The 14,885-nt window shown below is 71.6% G+C and carries 14 protein-coding genes; 3 read left to right on the top strand and 11 right to left on the bottom strand.

Annotation, left to right across the window (positions count from 1 at the left end; translation table 11 throughout):
- Nucleotides 1–8 precede the first annotated feature (8 nt).
- From ACZ6BG_RS15995 to ACZ6BG_RS15985, 3 genes are all read right to left on the bottom strand, one after another.
- On the bottom strand, nucleotides 9–797 hold the full coding sequence (locus tag ACZ6BG_RS15995) for an electron transfer flavoprotein subunit beta/FixA family protein (protein WP_087883011.1): 789 nt from the start codon (nucleotides 795–797) through the stop codon (nucleotides 9–11).
- A gap of 231 nt (nucleotides 798–1,028) precedes the next feature.
- Nucleotides 1,029–1,535, bottom strand: a complete 507-nt coding sequence (locus ACZ6BG_RS15990; protein WP_380853665.1) for a flavin reductase family protein — start codon at nucleotides 1,533–1,535, stop codon at nucleotides 1,029–1,031.
- Nucleotides 1,536–1,742: 207 nt separating this feature from the next.
- Complete coding sequence (locus ACZ6BG_RS15985) at nucleotides 1,743–2,192, bottom strand: TlpA family protein disulfide reductase (RefSeq protein ID WP_469001182.1); 450 nt, start codon at nucleotides 2,190–2,192, stop codon at nucleotides 1,743–1,745.
- Nucleotides 2,193–2,380: 188 nt separating this feature from the next.
- Here ACZ6BG_RS15985 and ACZ6BG_RS15980 point away from each other — a divergent pair, with 188 nt between their 5' ends.
- Nucleotides 2,381–3,109: a lysophospholipid acyltransferase family protein gene (locus tag ACZ6BG_RS15980; protein ID WP_469001180.1), complete on the top strand. Its 729-nt coding sequence runs from the start codon at nucleotides 2,381–2,383 to the stop codon at nucleotides 3,107–3,109.
- Between the two features lie 22 nt (nucleotides 3,110–3,131).
- On the opposite strand, the gene ACZ6BG_RS15975 is transcribed toward ACZ6BG_RS15980, so the two are convergent.
- The 8 genes from ACZ6BG_RS15975 to ACZ6BG_RS15940 all read right to left on the bottom strand — a co-directional run bounded on the left by ACZ6BG_RS15975 (nucleotide 3,132) and on the right by ACZ6BG_RS15940 (nucleotide 12,991).
- On the bottom strand, nucleotides 3,132–3,863 hold the full coding sequence (locus ACZ6BG_RS15975; RefSeq protein ID WP_469001177.1) for a B3/B4 domain-containing protein: 732 nt from the start codon (nucleotides 3,861–3,863) through the stop codon (nucleotides 3,132–3,134).
- 88 nt (nucleotides 3,864–3,951) lie between these two features.
- A complete protein-coding gene (locus ACZ6BG_RS15970) occupies nucleotides 3,952–6,195 on the bottom strand; it encodes a glycosyl hydrolase family 95 catalytic domain-containing protein (RefSeq protein ID WP_469001173.1) in 2,244 nt (747 codons plus the stop codon).
- A gap of 212 nt (nucleotides 6,196–6,407) precedes the next feature.
- The gene (locus tag ACZ6BG_RS15965; RefSeq protein ID WP_469001171.1) at nucleotides 6,408–7,013 is read right to left on the bottom strand and encodes a transglutaminase-like domain-containing protein; all 606 of its coding nucleotides are present in this window, start codon (nucleotides 7,011–7,013) and stop codon (nucleotides 6,408–6,410) included.
- 92 nt (nucleotides 7,014–7,105) lie between these two features.
- Nucleotides 7,106–8,176 (bottom strand): threonine aldolase family protein, encoded by a 1,071-nt coding sequence (locus ACZ6BG_RS15960; protein ID WP_469002933.1) that lies wholly within the window; start codon nucleotides 8,174–8,176, stop codon nucleotides 7,106–7,108.
- Nucleotides 8,173–8,913 carry an SDR family NAD(P)-dependent oxidoreductase gene (locus ACZ6BG_RS15955; protein WP_469002930.1) on the bottom strand — a complete coding sequence of 247 codons (741 nt, stop codon included), beginning with the start codon at nucleotides 8,911–8,913 and terminating at the stop codon, nucleotides 8,173–8,175. The genes ACZ6BG_RS15960 and ACZ6BG_RS15955 overlap by 4 nt, the downstream gene beginning before the upstream one ends.
- A 26-nt stretch (nucleotides 8,914–8,939) precedes the next feature.
- Nucleotides 8,940–10,343, bottom strand: coding sequence for a DUF6421 family protein (locus tag ACZ6BG_RS15950; RefSeq protein WP_469001169.1), 1,404 nt, complete (start codon nucleotides 10,341–10,343; stop codon nucleotides 8,940–8,942).
- Between the two features lie 81 nt (nucleotides 10,344–10,424).
- Nucleotides 10,425–11,516: an alpha/beta hydrolase gene (locus tag ACZ6BG_RS15945; protein ID WP_469001166.1), complete on the bottom strand. Its 1,092-nt coding sequence runs from the start codon at nucleotides 11,514–11,516 to the stop codon at nucleotides 10,425–10,427.
- A 338-nt stretch (nucleotides 11,517–11,854) separates the two neighbouring features.
- A complete protein-coding gene (locus ACZ6BG_RS15940; RefSeq protein ID WP_469001164.1) occupies nucleotides 11,855–12,991 on the bottom strand; it encodes an LLM class flavin-dependent oxidoreductase in 1,137 nt (378 codons plus the stop codon).
- A 253-nt stretch (nucleotides 12,992–13,244) separates the two neighbouring features.
- Here ACZ6BG_RS15940 and ACZ6BG_RS15935 point away from each other — a divergent pair, with 253 nt between their 5' ends.
- Nucleotides 13,245–13,964, top strand: coding sequence for a lysophospholipid acyltransferase family protein (locus tag ACZ6BG_RS15935; RefSeq protein ID WP_469001160.1), 720 nt, complete (start codon nucleotides 13,245–13,247; stop codon nucleotides 13,962–13,964).
- A 132-nt stretch (nucleotides 13,965–14,096) separates the two neighbouring features.
- On the top strand, nucleotides 14,097–14,732 hold the full coding sequence (locus tag ACZ6BG_RS15930) for a PadR family transcriptional regulator (protein ID WP_469001156.1): 636 nt from the start codon (nucleotides 14,097–14,099) through the stop codon (nucleotides 14,730–14,732).
- The last annotated feature ends 153 nt before the right edge of the window (nucleotides 14,733–14,885 follow it).

Below are 14,885 nucleotides of genomic sequence, written 5' to 3'. Positions count from 1 at the left end.
AGCTCAACTCAGATGAACTTCTGGCCCGCGAGGAACTCGGCGAGCTGCTTGCCGCCCTCGCCCTCGTCCTTGACGATCGTGCCCGCGGTGCGCGCGGGACGCTCGGCGGCGGAGTCGACCTTGGTCCAGGCGCCCTCGAGGCCGACGGTCTCGGCGTCGATGTCCAGGTCGTCCAGGTCGAGCGACTTCACCGGCTTCTTCTTGGCGGCCATGATGCCCTTGAAGGACGGGTAGCGGGCCTCGCCCGACTGGTCCGTCACGGACACGACGGCGGGCAGGGACGCCTCGAGCTGCTCGGAGGCGGTGTCGCCGTCACGGCGGCCCTTCACGACGCCCCCTTCGACGGAGACCTCGGAGAGCAGCGTCACCTGCGGCACGCCGAGGCGCTCGGCGAGAATCGCGGGCAGCACGCCCATGGTGCCGTCGGTGGAGGCCATACCGGCGATGACGAGGTCGTAGCCCGTCTCCTCGACGGCCTTGGCCAGGACCAGCGAGGTGCCCATGACGTCGGTGCCGTGCAGGTCGTCGTCCTCGACGTGGACGGCCTTGTCGGCGCCCATCGAAAGGGCCTTGCGGAGCGCGTCCTTGGCGTCCTCGGGGCCGACGGTGAGGACCGTGATCTCGGCGTCGTCGTCCGCCGCTTCCTTGATCTGCAGGGCCTGCTCGACCGCGTACTCGTCGAGCTCCGAGAGCAGGCCGTCCACGTCGTCGCGGTCGACGGTCAGGTCCTCGGCGAAGTGCCGGTCGCCGGTGGCGTCGGGCACGTACTTCACACAGACAACGATCCTCAAGCTCACGCCGGCTCTCCTACTGCATCGTCATTACTGGGCTGCTGCCTCGGCATCGGGCCACTGCCTTCTTGCAGGCAGCATAGGCGCCTGAAGCGGCGGATCCCGGTTGGGGCGGCCCCCGCTCCAACCGGAATATTACTCATGAGTACACCCAGTACTTTCCCCCTGAGCAAGCGCTTTGAACTGTGACCTTCGCAACGCTCCGTAATCACGCGCACCCCGCGTCATCGGGAACTCTCAGTCACGCAGCGCGTTGAAGCGTCCCTGGTGGTACAGCAGCGGGCGGCCCGCCCCCGCGGGGTCTCCGGCGACGGCCTCGGCCAGGACCACCCGGTGGTCCCCTGCGGGCACCCGGGCCACGATCCGGCACACCATCCAGGCGAGCACGCCCTCAAGGACCGGCACGCCCTCGGGCCCGTCGAACCAGCGCGTGGGCGCGCCGAAGCGGTCGGCGCCGCTGCGCGCGAAGGTGGCGGCGAGTTCCTGCTGGTGCTCGCCGAGGATGTGGACGCCGACGTGTTCGGCCCGGGATATCGCGGGCCAACTGGAGGCGCCGGTGCCGATGCCGAACGAGACCATCGGGGGTTCGGCGGAGACCGAGGTGAGCGAGGTGGCGGTGAAGCCGACGGGGTCGGTACCCCGGGCGGTGATCACGGCGACTCCGGCCGCGTGCCTGCGGAAGGCGGAGCGGAGCAGGTCGGGCGTGGCGAGCTGAGGGGCGGAGAGGTCGGGCGTGGCCGTCATGGAGTTGTGTCCTTCTGCCGAGAGGTACGAACGGGTCCGTGGCTGCTCAGCGGGACCAACAGCGCGCACTGGCATGGCGCGCGAGGTCCACGTGGACACGCTCGTAGAGAAGGAGCTCCTGGGGCATGGCAGCAGGCTGACGATAGGTGGCGGGTGCAGTCAAGCCCGGCCCGGGACGCGCATGCTCGGCGGGCCGCCGCATATCGCTCATATCGCCGCCCCCAGGGCCGCGATCACATCGGCCTTCCGCGGCTGTCCCGCCGCGCGCCGCACCTCGCGCCCCGCGGCATCCAGGACGAGCACGGTCGGGGTCTTGTCGACGCCCAGCGCGCGTACGAGATCGAGGGCGCCCTCCGCGTCGATCTCCACGTGGGCGACGCCCGGGACCAGGGCGGCGACGTCGGCGAGGACCCTGCGGGTGGCCCGGCACGGCTGGCAGAACGCGCTGGAGAACTGCACGAGAGTGGCTCTCTCGCCCAGCTCCGCGCCGAGCTCTCCCGCGCCGAGCCGAGTCGCACCCGGCCGAGCGGCACCGGGCCGCGCCACGCCCCGCGGTTCCCCGCCGTCGCCTCCGCGCACCCCTGTCACGCGCGCCCCGCCTTTCCCACCCCCACCGGGGGCCTCGATCCGCCCCACCGGGGCTCCACATACGTCCATCGCTACAGCGCACACGCCTGCCGAAAGATTCCGACGTGACGAGAATCTCGCGCGATACGGGCACCATGGCTGGCCAGCCGCTCGTTCTTGGGGCACGATCTGGCGGAGCCGTAGACCCTACGGATCCGTAACTTAGCTTCCTGCCAGAGGCCCTGTCCTCCGGCAGAGACGAAGGGCCCTCCCCAGCCATGGCAGAACTCGTCTACCGACCGGTCATCGGCGCCGCCAAGACCTTCTTCAAGGCTCTCGACCTGAAGATCGACTGCAAGGGGTCCGAGAACATTCCGCGCTCGGGCGGGGCGGTCCTGGTCAGCAACCACATCAGCTACCTGGACTTCATCTTCGACGGCCTCGCGGCCCTGCCCCAGAAGCGCATGGTGCGCTTCATGGCGAAGGAGTCGGTGTTCCGGCACAAGATCTCGGGTCCGCTGATGCGCGGCATGAAGCACATCCCGGTGGACCGCAAGCAGGGCGAGACGGCCTACGCCCACGCCCTGGACTCGCTGCGCGCCGGCGAGATCATCGGCGTCTTCCCGGAGGCGACGATCTCGCAGTCGTTCACGCTGAAGTCGTTCAAGTCGGGTGCCGCGCGCATGGCCCAGGAGGCCGGGGTCCCGCTGATCCCGATGGCCCTGTGGGGCACTCAGCGGCTGTGGACGAAGGGGCACCCCCGCAACTTCAAGCGCCAGGGCCTGCCGGTCACGATCCGCGTCGGCGAGCGCATGGAAGCCCCCAAGGACCAGTACGCGGGCGCGATCACGCGCCGCCTGCGCGAGCGCTGCCAGGAGCTCCTGGAGGCCGCGCAGCGCGCCTACCCCGTGCGCCCCAAGGGCCCGGAGGACACCTGGTGGATGCCGGCGCACCTCGGCGGCACGGCCCCGACGCCCGCCGAGGTCCGCGCCGCCGAGGCGGGCTGACCCACCACCCGGCCCACAGGGGTCACCGCGAGGGGTGCGCCGCCCAGGGCCTGCCTGATGGGCCCTGGCCCACCGGCTCGTGGACGGTGACGCGGGCCCCCGGGCTGACCTTCTCCAGGAGCTCGGCGAGTTCGGCGCCCGCCGCTTCCAGGCCCGCGTCCGGCCCCATGCCCTCCAGCAGGAAGATCGCGTTCACGCTCGCCTCCGTGAGGCGGGTGCGCGGGCCCTGCCGCCAGTTCCACCGTCGGCAGGTGACACCCTCCTCGTCCCGCCAGACGACCTCGCCCGGCTCCGGGCGCTCGACGGCGCGCTCGCCCGCCGCCATGGTGACGAAGTCCTCGTCCCCGGTGGCCCGCACCAGCCGCATGCCGCCCTTGATGTGGTCCAGGTCCTCGCCGCCGACGGGGATCAGACGGGCCACGCTGATCGCGTTGTAGACGTCGACGAGTGCGTTGATCCGCGGCAGTCCGCCGTCCGCGAGCGCCCGCTTGGCCAGCGCCTCGGCGGAGTTGCGGGTGCGCGAGGGCTTGGCCCCGAAGGCCGTGTAGGCGGCGCGCCAGGCCACCATGTGCGGGTCCTCGTGCGGGGCGCGGCCGTCGAGACGCGCGGCGAGGCGGCGGGCGGCGTCGTCGAGCAGGGCGGAGGTGTCGTCGGTGCTGGGGCCGTTGACGAGGTCGTACGCCTCGATGGCGACGTGGGTGAAGCCGGGCGCGAGCGTGCGCACCTCGTCGGACACGGTGAGGGTGAGCGTCATGGTCTGCCTTGGTTCGCGGGAATCGACGGAAGTACAGCATAGAGCACTACCGAGTGCACCATGATGGACTTCCGTCGTCTTCCGCGCCCTACGGCAGCCCCCAGGCGGGCTCCGTCCCGTTCGCACGCACATCGCGCGGGCGCAGCGACGGCCTGGCCCCCTTGGGCGTGATCACCGCGGCCTGCCCGCGCCGCAGCGGCACGCTGATGACATCCCGGCCCGTGTACGGCAGCGGCCGTCCGCGCTCGTCGCGTACGTCGACGGCGCCGGTGATGCCGTGCCGCAACCGCAGCGGCTCCCCGGCCTCGCTCGCCACCCTGATCCACTCGGTGCGCCCGCCGCGCCGCGAGGCGTCGACGAGGAAGGCGCCCTGCGTACGCACCTGTTGCAGGCTGGCGTCCGCCCAGGTGCGGGACACCGCGGGGAAGACCTTCAGCACTCCCCCGTGGCTCTGCGTCAGCATGTCGAGCAGGGACTGCCCAGCGCTGATCGGGCTCTCCAGGGCGAAGTTGGAACCCTCGCGGTACATGGTGTTGGGCGTCATCGCGCACTTGTCGGTGACGTTGCCGTCCAGGAAGAACCGCAGGTGGCGCAGCGCCTCCTCGGGCTTGCCGAAGAGCGTCTCCATGGAGGCGGCGGCCGCGTAGCTGTAGCCGTGCCAGCGGTCCTGGCGGCTGGTCCAGTGGTCGAAGGCGCGCCGGTCCAGCTTCTCCTGGAGCGGATAGAGCCACAGCAGGTGCGAGTAGTGGCGGTGGGACTCGGCGAGCGGGACGCCGTCGCCGATCATGACCCCGTTCTCGTTCTCGTGGTACGGGACGAGCCGGTCGCGGATGTCGCGCCACCGCTTCTGGTGCGGGTCGCTGACGCGCAGCCGCCGCGCGGAGTCGAGGAGCGTGGTCACGCCCCAGCGCAGCAGCGAGAGGTCGTAGGTGCAGTCGGAGGCGTTGGCGTACTCAGGGGAGCGGGTCTCGGGCAGGTGGAGGCGGCCGTCGGAGCCTTCGGTGAGGTGGCGGGAGTAGTAGTGGACGGCCTTGGTGAGGACAGGGCGGATGACGTGCCGCAGGACGTCGTCGTCCATGTGGTGGCGGTAGGTGACCCAGGCGTTGTGCAGGGCCCAGGTGAGGTTGCCGGTGTGGTCGTTGGGGCTCTCGCCGGGGATGCCGACGTAGCGCGGGCCGGAGCGCAGCTTCCAGTCGCCGGGGTGGCACAGGGCGTAGGTGTCGCCGTCGCGCAGCCGCGGCCAGATGTTGGACTCCAGGTTCTCTTGGTACTTGGCGAACGTCGGGGTGACGGCGTCGAGTTCCCGGTGGTTGGAGCCGTTGGCGATCGGATACGTCACCTGGACGTTGGTGTTCCACCAGATGCTGGTCCAGTTGTTGCCGGTCTCCGGGAACCAGGGTCCGAAGACGGGCGTGACGGGTCCGTGGCTGCGGGTGGCGCACGCCAGCTTGTAGAGCTGGATCCAGTAGAAGCGCTGCACCCTCTTGTCGGGTACGGACACGAAGCTGCGCCGGTAGAAGGCGTGCCACCAGTCCCGGTGCCGGGCGATGGCCGCGGCGGGCGAGCCGTCGAGGGCGCGCGCCACGGTACGTTCGGCCTCCTCACGGCCGGTCGAGCGGGGGTGTCCGTACGCGATCGTGGCCGCGAGGAGCCTTTTCGTGCCGGAGCGCACCTCGCGCCAGGCGGTGGTGTAGCCGCCGCCCGCGCGCAGGGGCTGTTCGACGATGCCGGGGGCGGTCGTCGGGTCGGGGTTCGCGGTGTAGTCGGGCGGGACGCGGGTGGTGCGGGTGGTGTGCGAGGGCAGCGCGGTGAAGTCCCAGGCGGCCGTCTCCTCGCCAGCGCTCGGCTCCGACGTCACCAGCAGGACGTCTTCCTGACTGAGGATCAGGGCGGTGAACCGCACGCTGCCGCGCGCCGTGGTGATGGTGCCGGTCAGCTCGGCGTTGTCGAGGTCGAGCCGCCAGTCGACGCCGGTGATCGTGCCCGCGAGGGTCAACGTGAGGTAGCCGACGCCGAGCCGGGAGTAGCCGATCGCGGCCTCCCACTGGCCGCGCTGGTCCTGCACGTACGAGTGGTTGATCATGATGCGCAGTACGTTGCCCTCGCCGGGCTTGGCGTACAGATGGGCGGCGAGGAACCCGTTGCCGAGGAACGGGCCCTCCTGCCAGCCGCCGGGCAGGCGTCTCCACACCATCGCGGCGTCACGCAGCAGCGCGGCGTGCACGTCGTCCGGTGCGGCGGCCGGGGGCCCGCCCCAGGCGACAGGCGACCCGGCCGCCACTAACGCTCCGGAGGTGCCTGCGACGAACGCACGCCGCGAGATGGGGGACATGGCGAAGCCTTCCGACAGAGGACGGCGCGAAAGCGCGAAAGCGCGATGCGACAACGCGGACGGCACGCAGCATCGACGTCGGGACGGGTACGCGTCAAGGAATCCGACAGGAATAGGTCGGATGAATCCCCAACCAATGCGCCACGCATGGGACTTGCAGGTGCATTGGCTTCACGTACTCGACCTGTCCTCCGATGAATAGACCCGCATCCTCACCGGGTAGTCGGGAGCTCCGTCGGCAGCGTGTCCCACAAGCGCGGCCGACTGGTGGCCTGCCGCAGGCTGGTGAGCACCGACGGGTGCGGGGACGCGTGGAGTTCGGGGTAGTCGACCTCGCCCGCCGAGGCGTCCGGGATCCAGGCGAGCCGTTCGCCGTCGAGCGAGAACCGCGCGTCCACGCCCGGCTTGTTGCCGCGCGGGTCCTGCCGGTGCCAGGCGCCGTCGAGGCGCACGGCGACGAGGCCGTGGACGACGAAGCCGCTGCCGTCGTCGTGCAGGAGGCGCTGGTAGCACAGCGCCGTCGGGATGTCCTCGGCGCGCAGCAGCGCCACCAGGGCGTGGGCCTTGGCGTGGCAGATGCCGGTCGCCTGCTCCAGGACGTCGGAGGCGCGCCAGGTGACGCGCGGGTCGCCGGAGTCCGCGGAGTGCGGGACGGTGTCGCGCACGAACTCGTAGGCGGCGCGGGCGTACGCGTAGGAGTCGGCCACGTCCTTGGCGAGCCGGGCCGCCGTCTCGCGTACGAGGGGATGCGTGTGGTCGATGGCCTCGTCCGCCGCGAGATAGGCCGAGAGGTCCGGGGTCTGCTGGATCAGTTGCATGGCGAGGGAGCATAAGAAAGCGGCCGACCGAGAGTCAATGACTTTTCGATCGACCGCATACTTATGCACCGCCCGTGCCCGGAGTGGCGCGGTTAGCGCGCCATTTCTTCCTTCAGCGCCACCACGAAGGCGTCCACGTCGTCCTCGGTGGTGTCGAAGGAGCACATCCAGCGGACGTCACCGGCCGCCTCGTCCCAGAAGTAGAACCGGAAGCGCTTCTGCAGGCGTTCGCTGACGTCGTGCGGCAGGCGCGCGAAGACGGCGTTGGCCTGGACGGGATACAGGATCTCCACGCCGTGCACCGCACGGACGCCCTCGGCCAGGCGCTGCGCCATCTCGTTGGCGTGCCGGGCGTTGCGCAGCCACAGGTCCTTGGCGAGCAGCGCCTCCAACTGCGCGGAGACGAACCGCATCTTGGACGCGAGCTGCATGGACAGCTTGCGCAAGTGCTTCATGTGCCGCACCGCGTCCTGGTTCAGGACGATCACGGCCTCGCCGAACAGCGCGCCGTTCTTGGTGCCGCCGAACGAGAGGATGTCGATGCCGACCGCGTTCGTGAACGTCCGCATCGGAACGTTCAGGGACGCGGCGGCGTTGGCTATCCGCGCGCCGTCGAGGTGCACCCGCATGCCGAGGCCGTGGGCGTGCTCGACGATGGCACGGATCTCGTCCGGGGTGTAGACGGTGCCCAGTTCGGTGTTCTGGGCGAGCGAGACGACCTGCGGCATCGCGCGGTGCTCGTCCTCCCAGCCGAACGCCTGACGGTCGATCAGCTCGGGGGTGAGCTTGCCGTCGGGCGTCGGGACGGTGAGCAGCTTGATGCCCGCGACCTTCTCGGGGGCGCCGCCCTCGTCGACGTTGATGTGCGCGCTCTCGGCGCAGATCACCGCGCCCCAGCGGTCGGTGACCGCCTGGAGCGCGACGATGTTCGCGCCGGTGCCGTTGAAGACCGGGAAGGCCTCCGCGCTCGCCCCGAAGTGGCTGCGGATCACCTGCTGGAGGTGCTCGGTGTACTCGTCCTCGCCGTAGGCGACCTGATGGCCGCCGTTGGCCAGGGCGAGGGCCGCCAGCACCTCCGGGTGCGTACCGGCGTAGTTGTCGCTCGCGAAGCCGCGGACGTCCGGGTCGTGGTGCCGGCGCGCGTCGGTCTTGGGCGGGTTCACGGCTTCTCGGTCAGCCACAGACGGTTTCCGTTCACTTCCTCGGCGGGCCGCTCCCAGACTCCGGCGATGGCCTCGGCCAGCTCCTTCACGTCGGTGAAGCCCGCGAACTTCGCGCTCGGCCGCTCCGCCCGCATCGCGTCGTGCACCAGCGCCTTGACCACCAGGATGGCAGCCGCCGCGCGCGGCCCCTCGTCGCCCCCGGCCTTCCGGAAGGCGTCGCCGAGCGCGAGCGTCCAGGCCTCGGCCGCGGCCTTGGCGGACGCGTACGCCGCGTTGCCCGCCGTCGGCTTCGAGGCGCCCGCGGCGCTGATCAGCAGATAGCGGCCGTTGCCGCTGCGCTGGAGGCCGTCCTGGAAGGCGAGCGAGGTGTGCTGGACGGTACGGATCAGGAGGTCTTCGAGGACGTCCCAGTCGCCGAGGTCGGTCTCGGCGAAGGAGGCGCTGCCGCGCCAGCCGCCCACGAGGTGCACCAGGCCGTCGACGCGGCCGAACTCCTTCTCGGTGCGGTCGGCCCAGGCACGGGCCGCGTCCAAGTCGAGCAGGTCGACGGTGTCGCCCGTGACCGTGGCACCGCCGTGGGCGTACCTCGCGGCGTCCACGGCCTCCGCGAGGCGGGCGGCGTCGGCGTCGGAGGCGACGACCGTGGCCCCGGCCTCAGCGAGCCTGAGCAGGGCGGCCCGGCCCGCGGGTCCCGCGGCCCCGGCCACGGCGACTACGGCTCCGTCGAGTGCGGACATGGTCCTCGCCTCCTTGATGTGGTCGCTCACGCGGCGACCTTCCCGGCTCCCGAGCCCGCGGTGATCCCCTGGGTGGAGGCGATCACTGCCTTGAGCTTCTTGGAGAGCGCCTCATAGAACATGCTGAGCGGAAACTCGTCAGGAAGCACCTCGTCGACCAGTTTGCGCGGCGGCAGCGAGGTGTCCAGGGCGTCGGGGCCCTTGGCCCAGCGCGAGCCCGGGTGCGGGGCGAGATAGGTCGAGACCAGGGCGTACCCGGCGAGCCAGTGGACGAGCTTGGGGCGGTCGATGCCGTCCCGGTACAGCTTCTCGATCTCCGCGCAGAGCTGGTTGGTGACCTGGGGCGCGCGGTCCCAGTCGATCTTCAGCTTGTTGTCGGTCCAGCGGACCACGTCGTGCTTGTGCAGGTAGGCGAAGAGCAGCTGGCCGCCGAGGCCGTCGTAGTTGCGCACGCGCTCGCCGGTGACCGGGAAGCGGAACATCCGGTCGAACAGCACCGCGTACTGCACGTCGCGGGCCTGGGACACGCCGTCGGCCTCGAGCTTCACGGCCTCCTTGAAGGCCGTGAGGTCGCACCGCAGCTCCTCGAGCCCGTACATCCAGAACGGCTGCCGCTGCTTGATCATGAAGGGGTCGAACGGCAGGTCGCCGTGGCTGTGGGTACGGTCGTGGACCATGTCCCACAGGACGAAGGCCTCCTGGCAGCGGTCCTGGTCGTCGAGCATCGCGCGGACGTCGGCGGGCAGCGAGATGCCGAGGATGTCCACGGCGGACTCCGTGACGCGGCGGAAGCGGGCCGCCTCGCGGTCGCAGAAGATGCCGCCCCAGGTGAAGCGCTCGGGGGCCTCGCGCACGGCGATCGTCTCGGGGAAGAGGACGGCCGAGTTCGTGTCGTACCCGGCGGTGAAGTCCTCGAAGGTGATGCCGCAGAACAGCGGGTTGTCGTAGCGCGTGCGCTCGAGCTCGGCGAGCCACTCGGGCCAGACCATGCGCAGGACGACCGCTTCGAAGTTGCGGTCCGGGTTGCCGTTCTGCGTGTACATGGGGAAGACCACGAGGTGCTGCAGGCCGTCCTCGCGGCGGGCCGCGGGGTGGAAGGCGAGCAGCGAGTCCAGGAAGTCCGGCACCACGAAGCCACTGTCGACCCAGCCGCGCAGGTCGCTCACCAGCGCCTGGTGGTACGCCTCGTCGTGCGGGAGCAGCGGGGCGAGCGCCTCGACGCCGGATATGACGCGGTTGACCGCCGCCTCCGCGTCGACCCGGGTCGGGGCGCCCTCGCGCTCGAAGTCGATGGACCCGTCCTTGGACTGCCAGGGCCTGATTTCCTCGACGGCACTCTTGAGTTCCGGCCAGGCCGGGTGATCCACCACTCGTCCGTCACGGATGGCGTCGCCACCCTCCACCACCGTGTGCACAAGAATTTCCGTCATAACCCATCCTCCACGGGAGAACCTCGCGTATGGACACCGTATGTGTGCGAGGTTCTCCGTTTCAAGAGGGGATCCGGGAAATTATCCTGCCCCACCCCCGCTGGCGCCGCTGTTTTTCCTGCCTCCAGCCGTGGAGGCGATCGCTTCTCCCACGGTTTCCTGTGCGGCGCGGGCGTCCGCGAGGAGATCCGGGAAGCCGAAGAACCCGTGGAACATGGCCGGGAAGTGCCCCTCGACGACAGGGACCCCGGCGTCTCTCAGCCGCGCCGCGTAGGCCCTGCCCTGCGCGCACAGGGGGTCGTGGCCCGCGGTGACGACGACGGCGGGCGGTAGGCCGGAGAGGTCGGCGGCGAGGAGCGGAGAGACGCGCGGGTCCGCCGGGTCGCCGCCCGCGCGCAGGTACGCGCCCAGGTACTGCTCGCGGAACCAGCGGCCGTGGGCGGGGGTGAGGAAGCTGGCGTTGGCGTCCGGGGGCTCTTGACCGGCGGGACCGGCGGGACCGGCGGGACCGGTGAGATCGGAGGGACTGATGGGGCCGGTGAGATCGGAGGGACTGATGGGGCCGCTGGAGCCTGCGGACTCCCCCGAGCCGCCGTGGTCGCGGCCGTCCACCGCCGGATAGATGAGCACCTGCAGCGCAAGCGTCGGTCCTTCGTGGTCGCGGGCCGTGAGCGCGGACACGGCCGCCAGGTTGCCGCCGGCGCTGTCACCCGCGACCACCAACGGGCCGCCCTCGCCGCCGAGTTCGGCGCGGTGTGCGGCCGCCCACAGGACGGCGGCGTACGCGTCCTCGACGGCCGCCGGGAACGGGTCCTCCGGGGCGAGGCGGTAGTCCACGGAGACCACGGCGGCGTGCGCCTCCCGGCACAAGCCGCGCGCGGTGGCGTCGTGGGTGTCCACGCCGCACAGGGACCAGCCGCCGCCGTGGAGGAAGACAACGGTGGGACGGGGCTCGGATGCCGACGTCCCCTGCGCGGGGACGGCCTCGGGCAGGTAGCACCGCACGTGCAGGTCCGGCGCCCCGGACGGCCCCGGGACGAACCGGCCGGACACCGGGCCGACCCGGGGCGGCGGGAACGGCGACGCGGGCGCGGCGGCCAGGATGCGGCGGGCCTCGGCGGCGTCGGTGACGGCACCACCGATGTCGGGGAAGAACGCGGTGAGCGCGGCCACGAGGGGCCGGGCCTCGGCGGCGAGGGGGACGGGGGCGGTCGGGGGCGGTCGGGGGCGGCCCAGCGGGTGGCACGGTTGCCGCGGAGGGCATGGCAGGCGCGGGCAGCTCGGCAGGCGCGCCACCGCCGCCCGCCGATCCGGAACGTGCCACGCCGGAAGCCGCCCGAGGCCGCCTTCCCGCGTCCGCCTGAGGCCACCGTTCCGCGTCTGTCTCAGGTCGCCTTCCAGCCCCCGCCTCAGGCCGTCCTCCAGCGCCTGCCGCAGACCGCCTTCCAGCGCTCGTCCCATGCCCCCTTCCTTCTCCTTCGCCCGCCTCAGACGGCTTTCCTCCCTCCATCTCAAGCCACCTCCCTCTGTCGGGGACGAAAGTGCGGGATCACCGTCTCGCCCCACTGCCGCAGCGTCTCCAGGCAGGCCTCCTGCGGCACCGTGCCCATCTGGACCAGGCACATCACCTCGTCCGCCCCGGCCGCCCGCAGCCGCTCGACGTAGGCGATGGCGTCGGCCGCGGTGCCGTAGGCGTGGTCGGCGTGGAACACGGCGGTGGCGGCCGGGCGTACGGGGATGTCCTGCTCGTTCAGGCGGGCCACGACCTGCTCGCCCGCGGTGCGCAGCGCGGCCGCCTCGTCGGCGCCGTCGACCACCGCCTCGTCGGGCAGCCCCGCGCCGCCGTACCAGTGCGCGATGGACTGCGCGAAGAACCGCTGGCCGCGCAGGCCCACCCGCCGGGCGGCCGCGCCGTCGTCGAGCACGACGGTCGGGCAGAGCACGGCGAAGTGGTCGTTGACGACGCTCGACACGAACTGGTCCGGTGTGCGCGCCGCGATGGCGTCGTCGTACACGCGCCGCATCCCGGCGATCGACTCGGGCCCCGCGAAGCCCATCACCAGCGCGCCGACGCCGAGCCCGGCCGCCCGCTCCAGGGTCTCGGCCCTGCTGCACGCGAGGAACAGCGGCGGGTGCGGGGTCTGCGCGGGGCGCGGCAGGATGGGGTGCGGCTCGATGTCGAGCAGCGGGCCGTGGTGTTCCAGTTCGTCGCGCTCCCAGGCCTTGGCGACGACGCGCAGCGCCTCCTCGACCTCCTGTGCCGTGCGGTCCGGGTCGACCCCGCACAGCGAGGTCTCCTGCGCCGTGCCGCCGCGGCCCGCGCCCAGGTCGAGCCGTCCGCCGGAGAGCAGGTCGAGCATCGCGGCCCGCTCGGCCACGCGCGCGGGATGGTTGAAGCGGAACGGCATGCAGACGACGCCGTGCCCGACGCGGATCGTGCGGGTGCGCGCGGCCACCCAGGTCAGGAAGACCTCGGGCGCGGACATGTGCGCGTACCACTTCAGGGAGTGGTGCTCGACCGCCCAGACGCGGTCGAACCCCATCTCCTCGGCCAGGACGGCCTGTTCGACGCAGTCGTGGATGAGCCGGTGCTCGCGGTCCACGGTCGGATCGGCGAGTTGCGCTTCGAAGATGACGGAGAACTGCACGTTGCCTCCTGGGAGTTGGACCTCCGGGACGCTCGCATGTTTCAAACAGCCATATGACTAGTCGTCAGATCTTGAAGAGGCAAGAGGCAAGAGACACGGCAATCCCCGTGCAAGGCGAGGGTGATGGATCAACTCACGCCAGACATAGCTCACATGATGCGCCATCTCTGGCTGATTACGCGTTCTCCCTCGAACCCCGCGAGACCACTAGCGTTCCCCGGCGCGGGGGCAGCCGAGGAGGGGACTCACAGGCATGTTCTACCGCTTGTTCAAGTGCGTCGTACTGGTCCCGCTGCTGCGGTGGCTGTTCCGGCCGCGGATCGAGGGGCTCGGGCACGTGCCCGCCGCAGGCGGGGCGATCATCGCGGGCAACCACCAGTCGTTCTGCGACCAGTTCCTGCTGGGGGTGACGCTGAAGCGGCGCATCGGCTTCCTCGCGAAGATGGAGTACTTCACCGGCAAGGGGATCAGGGGCCGCCTGGCCGCCGCGTTCTTCCGGGGCATCGGGGCGATCCCGGTGGACCGGTCCGGGAACGGGGCCGGGCGGGCGGGGGTCGAGTCGGGGCTCGCGGTGCTGCGCGGGGGCGGGCTGCTCGGGATCTTCCCGGAAGGGACGCGTTCGCACGACGGCCGTCTGTACAAGGGCCGGGTGGGGGTGGCGACGATGGCGCTCCGCTCGGGCGCGCCCGTGGTCCCCTGCGCGATCATCGGCACGTTCGAGGCGCAGCCCGCGGGGCGCAGGGTGCCGAGCCTGGTCCCCCTCACGCTGCGCTTCGGCGAGCCCCTGGACTTCTCCCGCTACGCCGGCATGCAGGACCAGCGCGCCGCGCTGCGGGCCGTCACGGACGAGATCATGTACGCGATCCTGGTGCTGTCCGGCCAGGAGTACGTGGACCAGTACGCCGTGGACGCCAAGGCGGAGGCACGGACGAAGGCACTCGCCGAGCAGACGGCGGCCCCGCGGACGGGCTGAACCCCGGCGGCCCCAACGGCGGATTGTCCCCGGGCGCCCCGGCGGACGCGCCGAACCCCGGCGCCCCCCGGCCGCACCGGCCCACGGGCGAACTCTTGCGCGTACACCGGCCCGTTCACTTCAATGCGGCTCATGGCAGCCCCGCTCCCGACCCCGTCGCCCCCGCCCGCACCACTGCCGCCGACCGCGTGGGCCGTGCTCGGGCTGCTGTCCTTCCCGGGCGAACGGACCGGCTACGAGCTGAAGAAGTGGGCCGACTCCTCGCTGCGCTTCTTCTACTGGTCACCGGCCGTCAGCCAGATCTACGCCGAGCTGCGCCGCCTGGAGGCGCTGGGGTACGCCTCCTCTCGCCGCTCGGGCCCGGAGGAGCCGCGGACGAGACGGGCGTACGCCATCACGGACGCGGGCCGGGCCGCGCTCGCGGGCTGGGCGGCGGGCGGGCAGGACGCGGGGCCGCCGGTGCTCAAGCATCCGCTGCTGCTGCGGGTCTGGCTCGGCCACCTCACCGAACCGGCCCGGCTGCGGGCCATGGTGGGCGAGCACATCGCGCACACCCGGGACGAACTGGCGCAGGTCCAGGGCGCCCTGGCGCACGCCCAGGGCGTCGAGGGCAGGTCCCATCCGCAGATCGCGCTGCGCTGGAGCGCCCGCCATCTGGAGGCCGAACTGGAGCTGGCCGAGGCGCTGCTCACCGACCTCGACGGCCTCCCGGAGACGCCCGGCGAGGGCCCGGGTCAACGACCGGGCGACGCGCCCACCCACGGGTGAGACCGCTCGCGATCAGGGGCTCCGTGGCGATAGGACGGGCCAGGTCAGCCGACCGAGCCCGAGAGAGGCCGCGAACCCTTGAGCACCCGCGCCGTACTTGTCGCCGCCCTCCTCACCGGACTCATCCTGGGGATCGTCGGAACCAGACCGGAC

The sequence above is a fragment of the Streptomyces sp. NPDC041205 genome (assembly GCF_055591765.1).
The sequence above is the reverse complement of the archived record's forward strand: the minus strand, read 5'-3'. Positions and strand labels throughout refer to the sequence as shown.